This window comes from Vibrio harveyi (genome assembly GCF_030060435.1).
GTDB lineage: Bacteria > Pseudomonadota > Gammaproteobacteria > Enterobacterales > Vibrionaceae > Vibrio > Vibrio harveyi.
Genome location: NZ_CP125875.1, coordinates 878,227 through 898,108, shown reverse-complemented (window position 1 = coordinate 898,108; position 19,882 = coordinate 878,227). Strand labels below are relative to the sequence as shown.

Here is a 19,882-nt window from a genome sequence, read left to right as displayed (position 1 = left end):
CTCCTTAATTAACTAATAATATTAACTTTAGATCTCCGATTCTTATTTGGAATAGCTCCTCACAACGCTGCTAATAAAAACGAATATGGAGATAACACCGTGAGCATAAAACACTGGATGAGCGCACCAATCGCGGTTGCGACCTTATTCGCCAGCCAATTATTTTTGGCCGGCGCTCCGTTGGCAGCAGAAGAGAAAGGTCTCATGGACCCTCGCAATGATGCCTTTGAGCAACAACACCCTGACCAATACCACTCATGGAAAGCCACCTCTGAGAGCGAACATATTGAAGATGCCCTAGGCGAAGATCCGAACATGGTAATCTTATGGGCAGGCTATGGATTCGCGAAAGACTACAACAAGGCACGCGGTCACTTTTACGCACTCGATGATGTTCGCCAAACTCTACGTACCGGTGCACCTAGCGATGAGAAGTCCGGTCCCATGCCAATGGCGTGTTGGAGCTGTAAAAGCCCAGATGTGGCGCGTGTGATTGAAGAGCGAGGTGAAGACGGTTATTTCGAAGGGAAATGGGCACGTTTAGGCTCAGAAATCGTCAACCCGATCGGTTGTTCTGACTGTCATGACACACGCTCTGAAGAGTTTAAGAAAGGTGAGCCTGCTTTAGCATTGACCCGTCCATACGTAGAACGTGCACTCGATACAATAGGCAAAAACTTTGATCAGCAATCTCGCCTAGATAAACAAGCATCAGTATGTGCGCAATGTCACGTAGAGTACTACTTTACGGGTCCGACGAAAGCCGTCAAATTCCCATGGGACATGGGCACTACCGTTAATGACATGGAGAAATACTACGACGCGCTAAATTTCAAAGATTGGACGCATGCAGTCTCCAAGGCACCAATGTTGAAAGCACAGCACCCGGGTTACGAAACGTGGCGTGATGGTATCCATGGCAAAAACAAAGTGGTCTGCGTGGACTGTCACATGCCTAAAGTAACCAAAGAAGACGGCACAGTTTACACCGATCACAAAGTGGGTAACCCATTTGATCGTTTCGAAGACACGTGTGCGCAATGTCATACCCAAACCAAAGAACAGCTGCAAGGCATCGTTTCGACTCGCAAAGCGCAAGTACTGAACATGAAGCTCACTGCCGAGAAGCAAATCGTGGCAGCGCACTTTGAGGCAGGAGCTGCATGGAAAGCCGGGGCAACAGAAGAAGAGATGCAACCTATCCTTCAAGATATCCGCCATGCACAATGGCGTTGGGATTACGCAATTGCCTCTCATGGCGTTCATATGCACGCGCCTGAAGTGGCACTTGAAGTACTGGGTACTGCAGTCGACCGCGCAGCAGACGCCCGTACTAAGCTGGTTCGTTTACTAGCGACGAAAGGCATTACTGACCCAGTACAGATCCCTGATATTTCAACTAAGGCCAAAGCACAACAAGCTCTTGGGATGGATATGGAAAAAATGAACGCGGACAAGAACCACTTCTTAGAGACCGTGGTTCCAGATTGGGATAAAGCAGCAGCGGAGCGCGAAGCAACGTACTAATCAACTAAGATAACACCATGCAAAGTACAGGGCGCACAATGCGCCCTTTTTGTTTGATCGTAGGAAAAGACGAACTAAACCCAGCTCGCCTTATAATTAACGGCGAGGAAGTCTCGGTCTGGACTGTATATTTGGACGTGTTTTAGGCATTTGAATGCTAGGTTTTGCTACCGGGCGTTGAACTTTTGTCTCTGGTCGCGTTTCTCTTTGTTGCACTTTTTCTTTCAATGCTTTGTCTTGCATCAACGCTGGTTCGATGCGTTCCGGACGATTCTCCCATTTAGTTTGAATCTCCTGCTTTTGTTCTTCTGGTAGCGATTGCCAGTGATCGTCAAGCTGACGTTTCATGGTGTCGATGTTGGCGGACATATCATCGTCTTTCCAATCTTCAACTTTGTCTTTGATGGATTGTTGTTGTTCTTCATCCAAACCGTTCCACCACGCTTCCAACTTCTCTTTATACTCGTCATCGTTATCACAACAACCTGGGTAGTAGTAAATCCAATAATCATCATGATCGTACCACCATGGGTCGTAGTAACCAGAAGCGTAATAAGCCGAAGATGAGGAACCGGAATGATCGGAAGAGGTACAACCCGCCAACACGGAACCGCATAGCACCGCTAATATCCCTAACGCTTTATTGTTCATTCATCACCCACTTTCCTTTTACTGCTCCAGAGGCTGTTTATCTTTCGCGGTTAATTTTAGACGCCCCTTTGGGGTAGCGTTTATGGGTCACTTCTACTGCGTTTTTGCCTTCTCATAAAGACGAACTGCACATCAAAACCTCTGCTTTGTGTAAAGGCCCAACAATTCGCTGCAGAAATCAGCACGAAGGGTCAACAGCCCCCTAATTATATGCTTACAACAACTCTTTCGCTTTGTTGATTGAGTTTATGATTTGTACACGATCCAAATTAGGATCATTGGAATCTAATAATAGTACCCAGGTATCAATGGCTTCTTGAAAACGAAATGACAAAAAGTGGTCATTTGCAATCAAAGACAAAGCGGCTTCATTGTGCGGCTCGAGCTGTAAGGCTTGCTCAAGTAGCAGAGTGACTTCTTCCGTCATGGATTGTTGGTGGAGGTAATATAGTGTGGTGGCTTTCGCGGCAAGTTGGGTGGCACTAACAACGTCACTAAGCTGAATAGCATAATCAAAACAAATCAATGCTCCATCAAGCTCCCCTTCAACAAGATAGCCCTGCCCTAATTGAAACCACAATGCTGCATTATTTGGGTCTTCGCGCAACTGGTCTTGGATCTCTTGCATGATATCCCGTGCATTGGTCATACGTGACATCTCGGCTTGCATTGTTGGCGGTGGCGTTTGTCGCAAGAGTAAAAAGCTTGCACTAGTAACAACCAAAACTAAAGTACAAAGCCCAAACCATTGAGCCGGTTTGACCTTTGAAGCGCTGAGCGATAACACCACGACGAATAATCCCATCAGAGTGATGGCAACGAAGAACCAAGCAGACATAATGTACCCCACAAGCAAATATTGGTTCAGTTTACTGACTTCCTCTCAATATTGCGTTGATACAGATACAAAAAAGCCGAGCGTAATGCTCGGCTTTCAAACTTAGATGTAAAGGAAAAGATTACTCTTCTTCAGAACCTTCTGCTGCATCATCCGCTGCTGGTGCTTCAGGCGTTTGACCTTCTGCATTTGCTTCTGTTGCTTCCGCTTCTTCGCCTTCTGGCAGTTCTACTTCTTCAACTTCATCAATACGCTGCAAACCAACCACTGACTCATCTTCAGCTGTACGGATAAGTGTTACACCTTGAGTATTACGACCAACTTGGCTAACTTCCGCAACACGTGTACGAACTAGAGTACCAGCGTCGGTGATCATCATCATCTCGTCGCCTTCTTCTACTTGTACCGCGCCAACTACTGGACCGTTACGTTCAGAAACCTTGATAGACACAACGCCCTGAGTTGCACGACCTTTCGTTGGGTATTCCGCTAGTTCAGTACGTTTACCGTAACCGTTTTGAGTAACCGTTAGGATATCGCCTTCGTTTGATGGAACGATCAAAGAAACCACTTGATCATCATCTGCTAGCTTCATACCGCGAACACCTGCCGCTGTACGACCCATTGCACGTACTTTGTCTTCGCTAAAGCGAACCACTTTACCTGCTTTAGAGAACAGCATGATATCGCTTGAACCTGTAGTGATATCAACGCCGATCAAAGAGTCATCATCACGTAGGTTAACTGCGATCAGACCGTTTGAACGTACGTTAGCAAACTGGTTCAGAGGTGTCTTCTTAACCGTACCGTCACCCGTAGCCATGAAGATAAACTTCTCTGGAGAGAACTCATCTACCGGAAGGATTGCCGTGATACGTTCACCTTCCTCAAGTGGAAGGATGTTTACGATTGGCTTACCACGTGCAGTACGAGTTGCATGAGGTAATTGGTAAACTTTCAGACGGTAAGTCTTACCACGAGTTGAGAAACACAGAATGTTATCGTGAGTATTTGCAACAAGTAGACGCTCGATGAAGTCTTCATCTTTCATCTTCGTTGCACTCTTACCTTTACCACCACGACGCTGAGCTTCGTAGTCGCTTAGGATTTGGTACTTAACATAACCTTCGTGAGACAGAGTTACTACTACGTCTTCACGAGCGATCAGCTCTTCCATGTCAATGTCATGGCTAGCTGCTGTGATTTCTGTACGACGCTCATCGCCGTAACCATCGCGAACCGCTTCAAGTTCTTCACGGATCACTTCCATCAAACGCTCAGTGCTTGCAAGGATGTGCATTAGCTCTGCAATTTCGTCCAATAGCGCTTTGTATTCATCAAGAATCTTCTCATGCTCTAGACCAGTTAGACGGTGTAGGCGAAGTTCTAGAATCGCTTGAGCTTGAGTTTCTGTTAGGTAGTACAGACCATCACGGATACCGTATTGATCTTCTAGCCATTCAGGACGTGCAGCGTCAGTACCAGCACGCTCTAGCATTGATGCTACGTTACCAAGATCCCAACCACGCGATACCAAGCCAACTTTTGCTTCAGCTGGAGTTGGTGCGTTTTTGATGAGTTCGATAACTTCGTCAATGTTCGCAAGAGCAAGAGAAAGTGCTTCAAGGATATGCGCACGTTCACGCGCTTTACGCAATTCGAAAATAGTACGACGAGTCACAACTTCACGACGGTGATCAACGAAGCACTTCAACATGTCTTTTAGGTTGAATAGCTGAGGTTGGCCGTTGTTTAGCGCAACCATGTTGATACCGAAAGTGGTTTGAAGCTGAGTTTGTGCGTAAAGGTTGTTTAGAACAACTTCACCCACTGCATCGCGCTTACATTCAATTACGATACGCATACCATCTTTATCAGACTCGTCACGTAGCGCACTAATGCCTTCTACTTTCTTATCTTTTACTAGCTCAGCGATCTTCTCGATCAAACGAGCTTTGTTCACCTGGTAAGGGATTTCAGTGACGATGATGGTTTCTTTACCATTCTTCTCCACTTCGATTTCCGCTTTTGAACGCATGTAGATTTTGCCGCGACCTGTTTTGTACGCGTCTACAATACCTTTACGACCGCTGATAAGCGCCGCAGTTGGGAAATCAGGACCAGGAATGTAATCCATTAGCTCATCAATAGTGATTTCTTCATTATTGATGTATGCAAGACAGCCATCGATCACTTCGCCAAGGTTATGTGGCGGGATGTTGGTTGCCATACCTACCGCGATACCGGAAGAACCGTTTACCAGTAGGTTAGGAATCTTAGTAGGAAGAACTGCAGGAATTTGCTCCGTACCATCGTAGTTAGGTACGTAGTCCACAGTTTCTTTGTCTAGGTCAGCCAGAAGTTCGTGGGCCATTTTCGCCATACGTACTTCGGTATAACGCATTGCCGCAGCAGAGTCGCCATCGATCGAGCCAAAGTTACCTTGACCATCGACCAGCATGTAACGAAGTGAGAACGGCTGAGCCATACGTACGATTGTGTCGTACACAGCACTATCACCGTGTGGGTGATATTTACCGATTACGTCGCCGACAACACGGGCTGATTTTTTATATGGTTTGTTCCAATCGTTGCCTAGTACGTTCATCGCGAATAAAACGCGGCGGTGTACTGGTTTTAGGCCATCACGCACATCTGGAAGAGCACGACCCACGATGACAGACATCGCGTAGTCTAGATATGAACCTCTAAGCTCATCTTCAATGTTTACGGGCGTGATCTCTTTAGCTAAATCGCTCATAGAGCCATTATCCCTCTATTATCTGATCGTAATTACGATACGTGTAAGGTGCAAAAATATAACACACAATTCATCAACGGGGCATCACTTTCCCACTCGTTTTATCAGGTTGTGAGCTTGGTTATGGGTTAAATGAAGAGAATTTGCACATTCATCCCATATCTTTATGAAAACTGACTATATTTCCACCAACATCAGTCAAAAATCTCTCCTGTAGCGATTGTGAGAAAAGAACCAGTTTTAACGTATCGTACCATTGGAGTATAATCTCGCCTTCCAAAGGACTATTAGCGAAGCGATATAACAATCATGACTAAAGCACAAAACGTCGACCCAAGTGAAATTAAGAAATTCGAAGAGATGGCTTCTCGTTGGTGGGATTTAGAAGGCGAGTTCAAGCCACTTCATCAAATTAACCCGCTTCGCTTGAACTATGTCCTAGAGAAAGCAGACGGCTTATTTGGTAAAAAAGTGCTCGATGTTGGCTGTGGTGGTGGCATCCTAGCTGAGAGCATGGCTAAAGAAGGTGCAGTAGTTACTGGTTTGGATATGGGTAAAGAGCCTCTTGAGGTCGCTCGCCTGCATGCACTTGAGACTGGCACTAAGTTGACTTACATCCAAAGCACGATTGAAGACCACGCAGCAGAAAATGCAGGAATCTATGACGTTGTCACTTGCATGGAAATGCTTGAACACGTTCCAGATCCACTTTCAGTGATTCGTTCTTGTGCTGCATTGGTCAAACCTGGCGGTCACGTTTTCTTCTCTACCTTGAACCGTAATATCAAATCTTACCTATTTGCCATTGTGGGTGCAGAGAAGTTGCTTAAGATTGTGCCAGAAGGTACACACGATCATGAGAAGTTCATCAAACCTGGTGAAATGATGAAGATGATTGACCAGACAGACCTTACCGAGATGGGTATCACAGGCTTACATTACAACCCACTCAACGATAGCTACAAACTTGGTCGTAATGTGGATGTAAACTACATCGTTCATACTACAAAATATTGATGGTTCGATTGACGCTTAAGCAAAAAACGAGCATCAAGATTGAGAAAAAGCGGTAGCATAGATGCGCCGCTTTTTTTGTCAATTTCTGTCGAAAAAAAGTGCTCTAGATTCCATTTTGACCAAACTATTTTTAACAAACAAAAACTGTCAAAGATCAAGGAAAATATTTTTACATGCGGTTATTTATGAACCGATTTAAAAAACGTATTTTTCCCCATTCAAGTCAGCCCTTTTCTCATCGGTTAGTGTTCACTTACTGTTTTTTTTTATTTTGTTAGTTATCCACAAGTCATCCCAAACCTGTGCCTTGAAAAATTGGGGTAACAGCACTATCTTGTAACTCGCAAACAAATGAACCCCTATATCTTGTGTTTCGACTACAATATATAGATAGACTTTGATCACAAAGCCGCCGCAAATTTTACAAGTTTTGCACATAAACAAACAAAAATACGGCTTTTATCAGTTTTCTTAGGGAAATAAAGCAGAATGAACCAACAACTTACCGTCACTAAACGTGATGGCCGCAAAGAAACTATCGATCTGGAGAAAATCCATCGCGTTATTACTTGGGCTGCAGAAGGCCTGAACAACGTATCGGTATCACAAGTAGAACTACGTGCTCACATCCAGTTTTACGACGGCATTACGACGACAGATATCCACGAGACTATCATCAAGTCTGCTGCAGATTTGATTTCAGAAGAAACACCGGATTACCAATACCTAGCTGCTCGCCTAGCGGTATTCCACCTACGTAAGAAAGCATACGGTCAATATGAGCCGCCAACGCTTTACAACCACGTAGCTCGTCTTGTTGATATGGGTAAGTACGACCAACACATCCTAGAAGACTACACAAAAGCTGAATTGGACGAGCTTGATGCGTACATCGATCACAAGCGCGACCTTGATTTCTCTTACGCTGCTGTAAAACAACTAGAAGGTAAGTACTTCGTTCAAAACCGTGTATCGGGTGAAATCTACGAAAGTGCTCAGTTCCTTTACATTCTAGTGTCTGCTTGCTTGTTCGCTAACTACCCAAAAGAAACGCGTCTTGACTACATCAAACGTTTCTACGATGCGACATCGACATTTAAGATTTCTCTACCTACACCAATCATGTCTGGTGTACGTACCCCTACTCGTCAGTTCAGCTCATGCGTGCTGATCGAGTGTGGTGATAGCCTAGATTCTATCAACGCAACAGCAAGCTCAATCGTACGTTACGTTTCTCAACGTGCTGGTATCGGCATCAACGCTGGTCGTATCCGTGCACTAGGTTCTGAGATCCGTGGTGGTGAAGCATTCCATACAGGTTGTATCCCGTTCTACAAATACTTCCAAACAGCAGTTAAGTGCTGTTCTCAAGGTGGTGTTCGTGGTGGTGCAGCAACTGTGTTCTACCCACTATGGCACGGTGAAGCGCGCTCGCTAATGGTTCTTAAGAACAACCGTGGTGTTGAAGAGAACCGTGTTCGTCACATGGACTACGGTGTTCAGTTGAACAAACTGATGTATCAACGCCTAGTGGAAGGTGGCAACATCACGCTATTCTCACCATCTGACGTACCAGGTCTGTACGACGCATTCTTCGAAAACCAAGAAGAATTCGAGCGTCTATACGTGAAATACGAAAACGATCCTTCAATCAAGAAAGAGACCGTTAAAGCGATTGAAATGTTCACTCTTCTAATGCAAGAGCGCGCATCAACTGGTCGTATTTACATTCAGAACGTAGACCACTGTAATACGCACAGCCCGTTCGATTCAGAAGTAGCACCAGTTCGTCAATCAAACCTATGTTTGGAAATCGCGCTGCCAACCAAGCCACTAACTAACGTTGAAGATGACTCGGGCGAAATCGCGCTATGTACACTGTCTGCGTTTAACCTTGGTGCAATCAAGTCTCTGGATGACTTCGAAGAACTGTCTGAGCTTGTTGTTCGTGCGCTAGATGCACTGCTTGATTATCAAGATTACCCACTACCAGCTGCATACAAATCGACAATGAACCGTCGTACGCTGGGTGTTGGTGTTATCAACTTCGCATACTACCTAGCGAAGAATGGCGTTAAGTACTCTGACGGCAGCGCAAACGGTCTAACTCACCGTACATTTGAAGCGATTCAATACTACCTATTGAAAGCCTCTGTTGCGCTTGCGAAAGAGCAAGGTAAGTGTCCTTCGTTTAACGAAACGAACTACGCGAAAGGTCTACTGCCTATCGACACTTACAAGAAAGACGTTGACCTAATTTGTGACGAAGAGCTGCACTACGATTGGGACAGCCTACGTCAAGAAATCATGGAACACGGTCTGCGTAACTCAACACTGACTGCGCTAATGCCTTCTGAGACATCTTCTCAGATCTCTAACGCAACAAACGGTATTGAGCCGCCACGTGGTTTCGTGTCTGTTAAAGCGTCGAAAGACGGTATCTTGAAACAAGTTGTGCCAGATTTCGCTGAGCTTAAAGACAACTATGAACTGCTTTGGAACATCGGTTCTAACGACGGTTACCTACACCTTGTGGGCATTATGCAGAAGTTCGTTGACCAAGCTATCTCTGCAAACACAAACTACGATCCTTCTGGTTATGAGAGCGGTAAGGTGCCAATGAAGAAACTTCTTCAAGACCTTCTGACTGCATACAAGTTTGGTGTGAAGACGCTTTACTACCATAACACTCGTGACGGTGCGAAAGACGACCAGAAAGACGCAGTTCAACCACAAGATGACGATTGTGCAGGCGGCGGTTGTAAGATTTAATCTCCCCCACTTAAACAATTCGTAGTAACAAACAATCGAACGCCTCCCCGCTTGGGGAGGTCTAAAAGGAATTGAGGCATTATGGCTTACAGTACTTTTAACCAGAACAAAAATGACCAACTGAAGGAACCAATGTTCCTTGGTCAATCAGTGAACGTAGCTCGTTACGACCAGCAAAAATTCGAGATCTTCGAAAAGCTTATCGAAAAGCAATTGTCTTTCTTCTGGCGTCCAGAAGAAGTTGATGTATCTAGCGACCGTATTGATTACAACAAGCTACCTGACCATGAGAAGCACATCTTCATCTCAAACCTGAAGTACCAAACGCTACTTGACTCAATTCAAGGTCGTAGCCCGAACGTTGCGCTACTTCCTCTGGTTTCTCTACCTGAGCTAGAAACTTGGATCGAGACTTGGTCGTTCTCTGAGACGATCCACTCTCGTTCTTACACGCACATCATCCGTAATATCGTGAATGATCCAAGTGTTGTATTCGATGACATCGTAGAAAACGAGCACATCCTTAAGCGTGCGAAAGACATCGCGCATTACTACGATGACCTGATCCAAGCGACAAACGACTATCACCGCTACGGTGAAGGCGAACACGTTCTTAACGGTGAAACGGTTAAAGTTAGCCTGTACGATCTGAAGAAGAAATTGTACGTCTGTTTGATGTCAGTGAACGCACTAGAAGCAATCCGCTTCTACGTAAGTTTCGCATGTTCATTTGCTTTCGCTGAACGTGAGCTTATGGAAGGTAACGCGAAAATCATCAAGCTCATCGCTCGTGATGAAGCGCTTCACTTGAACGGTACTCAGCATATGATCAACCTGCTACGTAACGGTCAAGATGACTTCTCTTTCATGCAAATCGCTGAAGAAGCAAAACAAGACTGTTTTGACCTATTCAAAGAAGCGGCAGAGCAAGAGAAAGAATGGGCTGAATACCTATTTAAAGATGGTTCAATGATTGGTCTAAATAAAGATATCCTTAGCCAATACGTTGAATACATTACAAACATTCGTATGCAAGCGGTAGGTCTACCAGCAGCATACCCTGAAGCAACTTCAAACCCTATCCCATGGATTAACGCTTGGTTGTCATCGGATAACGTTCAAGTTGCACCGCAGGAAGCAGAAATCTCTTCTTACCTTGTTGGTCAGATTGACAATGAAGTAAGTGCAGACGACTTCGAAGGATTTGAGCTGTAATGCCAAGCATCAAAATCAACAAACTCGTTAGCATTGAGTCTAATCCATCTAACACAATTTTGGAGACGATGGAGCAAGCGGGCTTACTACCTGAATACAATTGCCGTGACGGACACTGTGGTGCATGTCGCTGTAAATTGGAATCAGGTGACGTGGAGTATGTTGGTTTTGCAATGGCGTATACTCAGCCAGACGAAATTCTGCCTTGTATTTGCAAAGCGAAATCCGAAATTTCGCTCAGTGGTGTGAATTACGCGATGAAAGAAAAACGCGCATAAACGCCACCAGCCAGTACAAAAAAGCCAAGGCAACCGCCTTGGCTTTTTACTATTTATTTTTACTGTCTACTTTTACTATCTAAACAGCTCGACATCCTTTTAAAGAGCACTGCTCGGAATGTGCATTTCTTTAATCTTTTCCAAGAATGCGTATTGAGCCGACATCGGCTTGCGTTCTAGATAACGGCGTAGCATATCCAGTGCCGCAGCACTGATGACTTTAACCTGATCATCTTGCTGATATTTTCTTGAAAGTTTGTATAGGGCGCCCCACTCTCCTGTTGACGTGGAAAGAGCAACAGAGAAAATGCCTTCTTCAATTTTTCCCGTAACTAAAGCCAAGTCGGTGGCGCACTTTTCACGTGTCGCACCAGCTAGAGCAAACGTCGCTGCTAGTGGGTCCCCTTCATCTGCAATGGTTTGATTGTTTCCTGATAGAACCCAACCGTGACCGAATTGCTCAGCGACTTTTTCATCACTATTTAGCCAATACGTTAAATACCCTGCACTGCTTTTCTCCGACACCGATAGTGTCAGCGCTTTATCTGTTAGTAGCTGACCGACATGTTCAACCATAGGTACATCGACACTTACAGAATTGGTTTCAAGGTGCTTATGGATCATCTGCATCAACTTCATGCGTTGCTCAATATGCTGAGATGGACCAAACAGTTTCACTTCGATAAAGGGTAAGTAAGAGCGATAACCCAGCTCATAACCAGGCGGAAGCTTCATTTGGTCAAGCTTGTCCGATATACCAGATTCAGACAGACCAAACGTATAAATTCGGCTACAAGATGCACTTTCTACTTCAGGGAAGAGTTTTTTCAAATCTGGCAGAATTTGCGTCTCTGCCATTAACTTAAATTCACTTGGTACACCTGGGGTGAAATAGAACACCGCATCATTGATCAGCATTTTAAAGCCACAAGCCGTGCCAATCGGATTATCAACAATTTGTGCCGTTTCCGGTAGCATAGCTTGCTTGAGATTGCTATCCGGCATTGGGATACCACGACGGGCATACATCGCCTCTAGGTGTGCTAACCAGTCTTTAAATAACACTAATTTGCAATCTGCTGCTTTCGCTGCTGCCGCTGCGCTCATGTCATCTGTGGTTGGTCCTAAACCACCATTCACGATCACCACGTCATTATTGAAGCTGAGCATCAAAAACTCTTCAATCAAACTCGATTGTTTATCACCAACGGTCGAGCGCTTCGTTAAGCCAAATCCATGTTGATAAAATAAGCTCGACAGCCAAGCTGCATTTGTATCAACAATATCACCGTGAAGGACCTCTTCACCGGTACTTAGCATAGCAATTTTCACAACTGACTCCTGAAAATAGGCAAAATCCACATTTTTTCGACATTGTGCCTATATCGTTTTCATTTTATTGGACTAATCTCATAGTTAATTTGTTGAGATTAAATGTAGGTCAAGTATTTAAATGGCTGTTCTTTTAAGGGATAATTGTGAGCCCGATCATCAAACCAACAACTCGGAGACCTTCGTGTCAAAATCATCCATGTTCAAGAAAACTCTAAGTGGTCTTGTTCTGACGGCATCTGCTACCGCAAATGCAAGCCAGTACGATATGAGTAACCATATTGAGTTCTCTTACACGCCTGATTGCCTGTCAGGTTACTGCGAAACGACCACTCTGTATAGCTTCGAGCCACAAAATCGTCGCTTTGCGATGGGACTTGATAACGATGATTCTTTAAATCTCGACGCAGGCCTTCAACCGAAGCATATGATCGTGCCAAAAGACAAAGATTGGGACTATCTCATGGGTCAAACTTACACCATTCTTGGTTTGAGTGTGGCTACGGTAGGTTTGATGACTTTATTGCCTGAGAGCATTACAAAATGGGACGAAGAAGATCGTGACATGAGTAAGCTAGGCAGCAAGTGGAAAGACAACGTTTCAAGCGGTCCAGTATGGGACCGAGATGAGCACTTTCTAAACTACGTCATGCACCCTTACTTCGGTGGTGTTTACTATACGGCTGCGCGCCACGCTGGCTATAACGAATTTGAATCCTTCTTGTATTCTGCGACCATGTCGACGTTCTTCTGGGAGTACGGTGTAGAAGCTTTTGCTGAAATCCCATCATGGCAGGACTTGTTTATTACTCCATTCTTTGGTGCTGTAGTGGGTGAAATGATGCTAACAGCGGAACAAGACATCGTTGCCAATGGTGGTGAAGTAATGGGCTCAGAAACCGTTGGGGACGTTTCTCTATTCTTCCTCAATCCAGTCGGACACATTCACTACTGGGTATCAGATGCATGGGGCGGTAGCGCAGAATTCCAATTCAGTTCATCACCTTGGTTTGGCAACCAAGACGCAGCGAAGTTTGCGATGGATTCCGGCGCAAGCTACGATAACGTCTTCTACGGTTTTGAAATGAAGGTCACCTTCTAAAACCAAACTGTTAAATAGCAGCCTGAGGGCTGCTTTTTTTGTGCCCCAAGCATAGTTTTTATTATTTGCATCACGAATTAGCGTCAAAAATTGACCTTTATCAAACCTAACCCTCCTCCAGCACCTACACTGAATTTAAGGACTAATTCCAATAACTTAAGTTTTAAACCTTAAGCTCAAATAACTATAGCGATACGTCTAACCGTGCCGCGTCCAAACCTTATTCCGGGAGGGGACCATTATGAACACTGTGTTTATCGTTAATTTCGTCGGTCAGGCATCACCAGCGACCATCAAACAGCTTGCAGCGGTTACCCATGAAAACGAAGGCAAATGGCTGATCAGTAAAGTGAACTTTATTGAGGATCAGGTTGCCGGCGTGATCAAAATCGAGCTACCAGAGGAAAATGCCAACACAGTGAAAGAGGCATTCTCTGCTTGCCAAACCCTCATCGTAAAATTCGTTGATTCCGAGCCTCACTCTCACCGTGAAGATACGGTCTTTCAGCTTCGTCTGGACGCCAATGATCGTGCAGGCATCGTCAACGAAATCACCCACGTGCTCGATGGACAAGGCATTTCGATTTTAGACATGGACTGTCAACGAGTGTTTATCGCCGGTGGCGGAGGTGTAAGTTCAAGCTTGTTTAGCGCTAAGATGGCAATCAAGTTGCCGAGTGAACTGGAAATTGATGATGTAGCGAATGAGTTAGAATCGCTCAGCGAAGATACTCGTGTGATTGTCGAAAGCTGATCTTAAGCCCAAAGCACTCGGTAAACCTAAGCAATGCATAATAAAAAAGAGCAGCTCATCGCTGCTCTTTTTACGTTCAATCAAATGAAAAGGTGATTACTTCACTGTCCATTGAGACAGAGAACGTTTGAAGTCTGAATAATCAAATTCGTTCAGCTTTTGAATTTCACCATTTGAACGTTCGCAGTATACCGACGGCATACGTAGACCGTTAAACCAGTTCAGTTTCACCATGGTGTAACCCGCACTATCTAGAATGTGCAGACGCTGTCCGATCTCCAGTGGTTGCTCAAAGTTCGCCACACAGAACTGATCACCAGCTAAACAAGAGCACGAGCCAATGACGTATTCATGTGCACCATTTTCTGCTGCTTCAAGAATCGATGCTGGCTCGTTATAAATCAAAGTATCTAAGCGGTGTGCTTCAGTTGCTGAATCCACAATCGCAGTCTTCTTCACGTTCTCAACAATGTCTACCACAGTCACGACAAGATCCGTCGTTTTAGTGATGATTGCCTCACCCGGCTCTAGGTACATTTGTACGCCGTGCTTTTCAGAGAAAGCTTTCAGTGCAAGCCCCAGCTTTTCGATATCGTAGTCCGGCCACGTAAAGAACACGCCGCCGCCCATGCTAACCCAATCCAGCTTATCGAGATACTCGCCAAACTGCTCAGAGATCGAATCCAACAGACTGATGAATGCGTCCACATCTTTGTTCTCACAGTTCATGTGGAACATCACACCATCAATGCCATCGAAAATTTCCGGCTTGATGTGGTCAGCTTGTACGCCTAGACGAGAAAACTGACGTGCAGGGTTCGCCAAGTCTTGACCTGCATAGCTTACACCCGGGTTTAGACGCAAACCAATCGACGCTTTACCTTCAACAATATGGCGGTAAGCTGCTAACTGCGACTGAGAGTTAAAAATCATCTTGTCGCAGATATCTGCTACTTCACGTACGTCATCTTCGCTGTAGCCAACACTGTAAGCATGAGTCTCTCCACCAAAGGTTTCATAACCAAGCTTCACTTCAAAAGGACCAGAGCTGGTTGTACCGTCTAAGTAAGGCTTGATAATGTCGAATACGCCCCATGTAGAGAAACACTTCAGTGCCAACACTAACTTCACACCAGAGATATCTTTTAGCTGTTTTGCCTTCTCTAGATTCTCAATCAATTTGTCTTCATTGATCATGAAGTATGGGGTTTTAAGTTCGTTTTGTTGCATGTTAATACCTTAGATCCCCTCATAAAAATGAAGGAACTATAAAACCGAACAAAGCCGATGCGATCGCACCGGCTTAGATTGATGATTCAAATAAGCGCAGCTTGCACTGAAACTTCTAATTGAATTTAGGATGCACGCGTTGTTTGTAACAATTAACGCGCGCACCTCAAAACACGATAAAAAGAAATCGTTAGTGTAAGTGCCTTACTTGTTCAGTTCGTGGATAACTGGAAGCCCCTGACCTGCTTCTAATTCCTGAACATGCCAATCTAGACCAATTGTTGGCATTGTTTCTAGGAACGGATCTGGGTCTAGCTGTTCCATGTTGAACACGCCTTTGTCAGCCCATTTACCACGGAAGAATTGCAGCGCAGCTGTGATCGCAGGAACACCTGTCGTGTAAGAGATCGCTTGATGTTCAACGTCTTCGTACGCGACTTCATGATCTGCGTTGTTGTAGATAAACACGCTACGCTCTTTGCCATCTTTCTTACCTTGAACCCAAGTACCGATACACGTTAGACCTGTGTAGCCCGGTGCTAGAGATGTTGGGTCTGGCAATAGCGCTTTTAGTACATGCAGAGGTTGAACGACTGTACCATCGTGCAGCGTTAGTGGATCTGGGCTTAGTAGACCAATATCTCGCATCACATTGAAGTAGTTTAGGTAACGGTCACCGAAACCCATCCAGAATTCAATGCGTTTTGCTGGAATGAATTCTTTCATCGAACGAACTTCATCGTGCGCCATTGAGTACACTTTGTGAGAACCACAGTTCGGGAAATCGAACTCTAGCATACGAGAGTGACAAGGTACTTGTTTCCACTCTTCGTTTTCCCAGTAGAATGAATCACCTTGGATCTCTAGCATGTTCGTTTCTGGGTCAAAGTTGGTCGCGAACTTCTTACCGTGGTCACCCGCGTTAACATCCATTACATCAATCGTATCGATTTCGTCAAACAGATGCTTCACAGCGTACGCTGCAAATACCGAGACTACACCTGGATCGAAACCAGCGCCCAGGATACCTGTGATGCCCGCTTCCTCGAACTTCTCACGGTAACCCCATTGCCAATCGTAAGCTTGTGGTACTTGCTGACCTTCAGAACATAGGTCAACCGCTACTGATGTGTCTAGGTATGAAACTTTTGCTCGGTAACACGCTTCCATGATTGGCATGTTAACCCACGGTGGACCCGCGTTGATGACAAGATCCGGTTTTACTTCTTCAATAAGAGCAACCAGAGAATCTACGTCGTCAGCGTTCACTGCACGCGCTTCTAGTTTCTTAGCTGAATCTTTCAGGTTGTTTTTCTTCTGAATCGATTCGATGATCTTCTCACACTTACCAATAGTACGTGATGCGATTGTGATATCACCCAGAACGTCGTTGTTTTGTGCTGCTTTATGTGCAACAACCCAGCCAACGCCGCCTGCACCAATCTGTAGAACTGCCATAGTTTTCCGTTACCTTTATTAAACTAGCTCAACTGCTAGCGTGTTGATTTTCAAGAGCAAAGATTCAAAGTCCGCTGTCGTCAGACAAGGATTCAAAATCGTAAATTTAAGAGCGGTCTTACCATCAACGATGGTTTCACCGAGAACTGCGATACCGCGAGTCAACGCTTCAAGACGCAACGCTTTGTTTAGTTCATCTAAATCTGCAGATGCGTTGTTTGTGCGTACATTGGTTGCGCGGAATAGAACCGTAGAAAGTGCCGGCTCAGCCAAAAGCTCGAACTGATCGTGTGCACGAATCATCTCGGCAACATCTTGAGTTTGTACCAACAGGTGATCGTACATATCGCCCAGCGCTTTAGGACCCACGTTTTGCATCGTCATGAACACTTTCAATGCATCAAAGCGCTTCGTGGTTGCAATAGATTTGTCCACCAAGTTTGGTAGCTCATCGTGTTCTCGGTTCAGATAGTCAGCATGATGAAGTAGGAACTTAAAGTTCGACTTGTCGTTCACCAGCAACGCACCACAACTGATTGTTTGGTAGAACAATTTGTGGAAATCGACACTAATAGAGTGCGCACGCTCTACACCTTTCAGGCGAGATTTGTGACTGCTCAGAATCAGTGCGCCACCGTAAGCGCCATCAACGTGCATCCACATCTCGTGCTTCGCTGCCATATCAGCAATGAAATCAAGGTCATCAATTGCGCCGTGGTCAGTCGTACCCGCCGTGCCAACAATGGCGAATGGGATCAGACCTTCTGATTTCGCCTGTGTTAGAACCTGATCTAACTGAGTAACGTCCATTGTACCGTCAGCGTTCGCATCGACGGTCATCACTGCTTTCTCACCCAGTCCCATCCAAGATGCTGACTTTTGAACCGTGAAGTGTGATTTCTTAGAACACACAATGCGCAGTTTGTCTGCGTAATCAGGAAGACCCAGCTTTTGGATTGAGTGACCACTTAGCTTGTGTGCAATCCAGTCACGCGCCAACATTAGCCCCATTTGGTTGCTTTGCGTACCACCACTGGTGAAGATGCCGTCGCCCTTCTCACCCAACTCATACTTGTCACACAACCAATTAATCACTTTTTGCTCTACGTAAGTCGCAGAGGAAGCTTGATCCCATGAATCCATAGATTGGTTTAGCGCCGCAATCATGGCTTCTGCCGCAACCGCTGGCATGAGAGGAGGGGTATGTAGATGCGCAATACAATCTGGGTGCTGGGTGAAAATCGCATTCTTTGCAACAAGCTCAGCAGCTTCATCGATGACAGACTTTAACGACGCATTTTTGTTGTCTAGATCGACTGCATTAATCGCTGCTTCCAGCAACTGAGGGTTCATACCAGAGTATGGTGCGTTCACTTGTTCGAACACCGATTTCATTACAGCGGTAGTGTGATTCATAACCGACGCGAATTCGGCACCACCAAGTTCACCAGTTTGAATAAAGTGCTTTTTCCATTCTTCTTGTGGTGCAGTTTCAATATGACTGCCACCCGCTGCAATAATCGCTTCTTCGAGTACGCGAAGCGCAAAGTCGATTTGCTCAAAAGAGATAATAAGAGGTGGAAGGAAGCGAATTACAGAGCCTTCACGACCGCCCTTTTCAACCATCAAGCCGCGCTCAAGCGCCGCACGTTGAATAGCAAGTGTCAATTGACCATCAGCTAGAGGCTCACCAAATTTGTTCAACTCGCCATTTGGATGCTTAATCTCAACACCAAGCATCAAACCTTTGCCACGAACATCCGCGATACAGTTAACGCGTTTTTGAATGCTCTCAAGACCAAAGCGTAAATACTGACCAGCGACGTTCGCATGTTCAACAAGGTTGTCGCGCTGGATGATTTCTAGTGCTTTTGCACCTGAGACCATTGCCAATTGGTTACCACGGAAAGTACCGGTGTGCTCACCTGGCTTCCATGTATCGTGTTGTTTGTTGATCACCAGTAGTGACATAGGTAAGCCACCACCGATTGCTTTAGACAAACATAAAATATCAGGAACAATGCCCGCTTCTTCGAATGCGAAGTTGTAACCTGACTTACCAACACCACATTGAATTTCATCGAAGATCAACAAGATACCGTGATCATCACAAATACGGCGTAGTTCACGTAGCCAGAATGCAGGCGCAGGAATAACACCACCCTCACCTTGGACTGGCTCCACAATGATCGCTGCCGGCTTCATGATACCCGCTTCATCGTCGTTCAAGAGACGCTCGATATAGCGGATGCTCGCTTTCGCACCCTCATCACCGCCAAGCCCAAATGGGCAGCGTAGGCTGTATGGGAATGGCATAAAGTGCACATCTGACATCAATCCAGTACGGCGAGCTTTGGTACCCAAGTTCCCCATCATACCCATGGTGCCATTTGTCATACCGTGGTAGGCTCCACGGAAAGCAAACATGGTGTTACGACCCGTGGTTTGCTTCGCTAATTTAATAGCCGCTTCAACGGCATCCGCACCCGAAGGACCACAGAACTGAATCACGCAGTTGTCGCTTAGCTCTTGAGGAAGGAAGCCTTTAACAGACTTAATGAAATGTGTTTTCGCAGACGTTGCGATATCCAGAGTCTGGTACGGCAAACCAGAATCTAACTGCTCTTTTAACGCTTGGTTGATTTCCGGGTGATTGTAACCCAGAGCCAACGTACCCGCCCCAGCAAGACAGTCTAGAAAGATTTGACCACGCGTATCTTCAACCAAACAGCCGTAAGCTTGTTTAATTGCGATTGGCAAGCGACGTGGGTAAGAACGTACTTCCGATTCATGCTCTGCTTGTTCGATAAGAACTTGATCAGGCGTTAAATCATACGTTCCTTCAACAACTGGAACCTGAGACGAAAAGTAATTTGCGATAGTGTTATCGACTTCAAAGGCAGTGCTCATACTACATAATCCCTTGAATTATAATGATTCTCTTTCC

14 protein-coding genes are annotated in these 19,882 nt (G+C 45.3%); 7 read left to right on the top strand and 7 right to left on the bottom strand.

Going from position 1 to position 19,882, the window contains the following annotated elements:
- The first annotated feature begins 99 nt into the window (after nt 1-99).
- Complete coding sequence (nrfA, locus tag QMY49_RS04145; protein WP_283312913.1) at nt 100-1,527, top strand: ammonia-forming nitrite reductase cytochrome c552 subunit; 1,428 nt, start codon at nt 100-102, stop codon at nt 1,525-1,527.
- A 96-nt stretch (nt 1,528-1,623) separates the two neighbouring features.
- Here nrfA and QMY49_RS04140 read toward each other — a convergent pair whose 3' ends face one another.
- The 3 genes from QMY49_RS04140 to gyrA all read right to left on the bottom strand — a co-directional run bounded on the left by QMY49_RS04140 (nt 1,624) and on the right by gyrA (nt 5,777).
- Nucleotides 1,624-2,178: a hypothetical protein gene (locus QMY49_RS04140; protein WP_283312911.1), complete on the bottom strand. Its 555-nt coding sequence runs from the start codon at nt 2,176-2,178 to the stop codon at nt 1,624-1,626.
- Between the two features lie 214 nt (nt 2,179-2,392).
- Entirely contained in the window at nt 2,393-3,016 is a 624-nt protein-coding gene (locus tag QMY49_RS04135; protein ID WP_005445105.1) for a TPR domain-containing protein, read from the bottom strand.
- Between the two features lie 121 nt (nt 3,017-3,137).
- On the bottom strand, nt 3,138-5,777 hold the full coding sequence (gene gyrA / locus QMY49_RS04130; protein ID WP_005445103.1) for a DNA gyrase subunit A: 2,640 nt from the start codon (nt 5,775-5,777) through the stop codon (nt 3,138-3,140).
- Nucleotides 5,778-6,086: 309 nt separating this feature from the next.
- Here gyrA and ubiG point away from each other — a divergent pair, with 309 nt between their 5' ends.
- From ubiG to yfaE, 4 genes are all read left to right on the top strand, one after another.
- A complete protein-coding gene (ubiG, locus tag QMY49_RS04125; RefSeq protein ID WP_005445102.1) occupies nt 6,087-6,794 on the top strand; it encodes a bifunctional 2-polyprenyl-6-hydroxyphenol methylase/3-demethylubiquinol 3-O-methyltransferase UbiG in 708 nt (235 codons plus the stop codon).
- A 489-nt stretch (nt 6,795-7,283) separates the two neighbouring features.
- Nucleotides 7,284-9,566 carry a class 1a ribonucleoside-diphosphate reductase subunit alpha gene (gene nrdA, locus QMY49_RS04120; RefSeq protein WP_005445098.1) on the top strand — a complete coding sequence of 761 codons (2,283 nt, stop codon included), beginning with the start codon at nt 7,284-7,286 and terminating at the stop codon, nt 9,564-9,566.
- 81 nt (nt 9,567-9,647) lie between these two features.
- Nucleotides 9,648-10,781, top strand: coding sequence for a class Ia ribonucleoside-diphosphate reductase subunit beta (gene nrdB / locus QMY49_RS04115; RefSeq protein WP_005445097.1), 1,134 nt, complete (start codon nt 9,648-9,650; stop codon nt 10,779-10,781).
- Nucleotides 10,781-11,059: a class I ribonucleotide reductase maintenance protein YfaE gene (gene yfaE / locus QMY49_RS04110; protein ID WP_005445095.1), complete on the top strand. Its 279-nt coding sequence runs from the start codon at nt 10,781-10,783 to the stop codon at nt 11,057-11,059. The genes nrdB and yfaE overlap by 1 nt, the downstream gene beginning before the upstream one ends.
- A gap of 99 nt (nt 11,060-11,158) precedes the next feature.
- On the opposite strand, the gene QMY49_RS04105 is transcribed toward yfaE, so the two are convergent.
- The gene (locus QMY49_RS04105) at nt 11,159-12,391 is read right to left on the bottom strand and encodes a CinA family nicotinamide mononucleotide deamidase-related protein (RefSeq protein ID WP_045489435.1); all 1,233 of its coding nucleotides are present in this window, start codon (nt 12,389-12,391) and stop codon (nt 11,159-11,161) included.
- 199 nt (nt 12,392-12,590) lie between these two features.
- Here QMY49_RS04105 and QMY49_RS04100 point away from each other — a divergent pair, with 199 nt between their 5' ends.
- Together QMY49_RS04100 and QMY49_RS04095 are read left to right on the top strand one after the other, a co-directional pair.
- On the top strand, nt 12,591-13,493 hold the full coding sequence (locus QMY49_RS04100) for a DUF3943 domain-containing protein (protein WP_005445090.1): 903 nt from the start codon (nt 12,591-12,593) through the stop codon (nt 13,491-13,493).
- 241 nt (nt 13,494-13,734) lie between these two features.
- Entirely contained in the window at nt 13,735-14,247 is a 513-nt protein-coding gene (locus QMY49_RS04095; protein ID WP_005445081.1) for a glycine cleavage system transcriptional repressor, read from the top strand.
- 96 nt (nt 14,248-14,343) lie between these two features.
- On the opposite strand, the gene nspC is transcribed toward QMY49_RS04095, so the two are convergent.
- From nspC to QMY49_RS04080, 3 genes are all read right to left on the bottom strand, one after another.
- Nucleotides 14,344-15,477, bottom strand: coding sequence for a carboxynorspermidine decarboxylase (gene nspC, locus QMY49_RS04090; RefSeq protein WP_283312907.1), 1,134 nt, complete (start codon nt 15,475-15,477; stop codon nt 14,344-14,346).
- Between the two features lie 204 nt (nt 15,478-15,681).
- Nucleotides 15,682-16,935: a carboxynorspermidine synthase gene (locus tag QMY49_RS04085; RefSeq protein WP_005445078.1), complete on the bottom strand. Its 1,254-nt coding sequence runs from the start codon at nt 16,933-16,935 to the stop codon at nt 15,682-15,684.
- A gap of 18 nt (nt 16,936-16,953) precedes the next feature.
- A complete protein-coding gene (locus QMY49_RS04080) occupies nt 16,954-19,845 on the bottom strand; it encodes a pyridoxal phosphate-dependent class III aminotransferase (protein ID WP_050938468.1) in 2,892 nt (963 codons plus the stop codon).
- Between the last annotated feature and the right edge of the window lie 37 nt (nt 19,846-19,882).

What these genes read in the sequence shown, in the direction of transcription:
- QMY49_RS04140 (WP_283312911.1), bottom strand. Translation starts at nt 2,178, where the DNA reads ATGAACAATAAAGCGTTAGGGATATTAGCGGTGCTATGCGGTTCCGTG.
- QMY49_RS04135 (WP_005445105.1), bottom strand. Translation starts at nt 3,016, where the DNA reads ATGTCTGCTTGGTTCTTCGTTGCCATCACTCTGATGGGATTATTCGTC.
- gyrA (WP_005445103.1), bottom strand. Translation starts at nt 5,777, where the DNA reads ATGAGCGATTTAGCTAAAGAGATCACGCCCGTAAACATTGAAGATGAG.
- ubiG (WP_005445102.1), top strand. Translation starts at nt 6,087, where the DNA reads ATGACTAAAGCACAAAACGTCGACCCAAGTGAAATTAAGAAATTCGAA.
- nrdA (WP_005445098.1), top strand. Translation starts at nt 7,284, where the DNA reads ATGAACCAACAACTTACCGTCACTAAACGTGATGGCCGCAAAGAAACT.
- nrdB (WP_005445097.1), top strand. Translation starts at nt 9,648, where the DNA reads ATGGCTTACAGTACTTTTAACCAGAACAAAAATGACCAACTGAAGGAA.
- yfaE (WP_005445095.1), top strand. Translation starts at nt 10,781, where the DNA reads ATGCCAAGCATCAAAATCAACAAACTCGTTAGCATTGAGTCTAATCCA.
- QMY49_RS04100 (WP_005445090.1), top strand. Translation starts at nt 12,591, where the DNA reads ATGTTCAAGAAAACTCTAAGTGGTCTTGTTCTGACGGCATCTGCTACC.
- QMY49_RS04095 (WP_005445081.1), top strand. Translation starts at nt 13,735, where the DNA reads ATGAACACTGTGTTTATCGTTAATTTCGTCGGTCAGGCATCACCAGCG.
- nspC (WP_283312907.1), bottom strand. Translation starts at nt 15,477, where the DNA reads ATGCAACAAAACGAACTTAAAACCCCATACTTCATGATCAATGAAGAC.
- QMY49_RS04085 (WP_005445078.1), bottom strand. Translation starts at nt 16,935, where the DNA reads ATGGCAGTTCTACAGATTGGTGCAGGCGGCGTTGGCTGGGTTGTTGCA.
- QMY49_RS04080 (WP_050938468.1), bottom strand. Translation starts at nt 19,845, where the DNA reads ATGAGCACTGCCTTTGAAGTCGATAACACTATCGCAAATTACTTTTCG.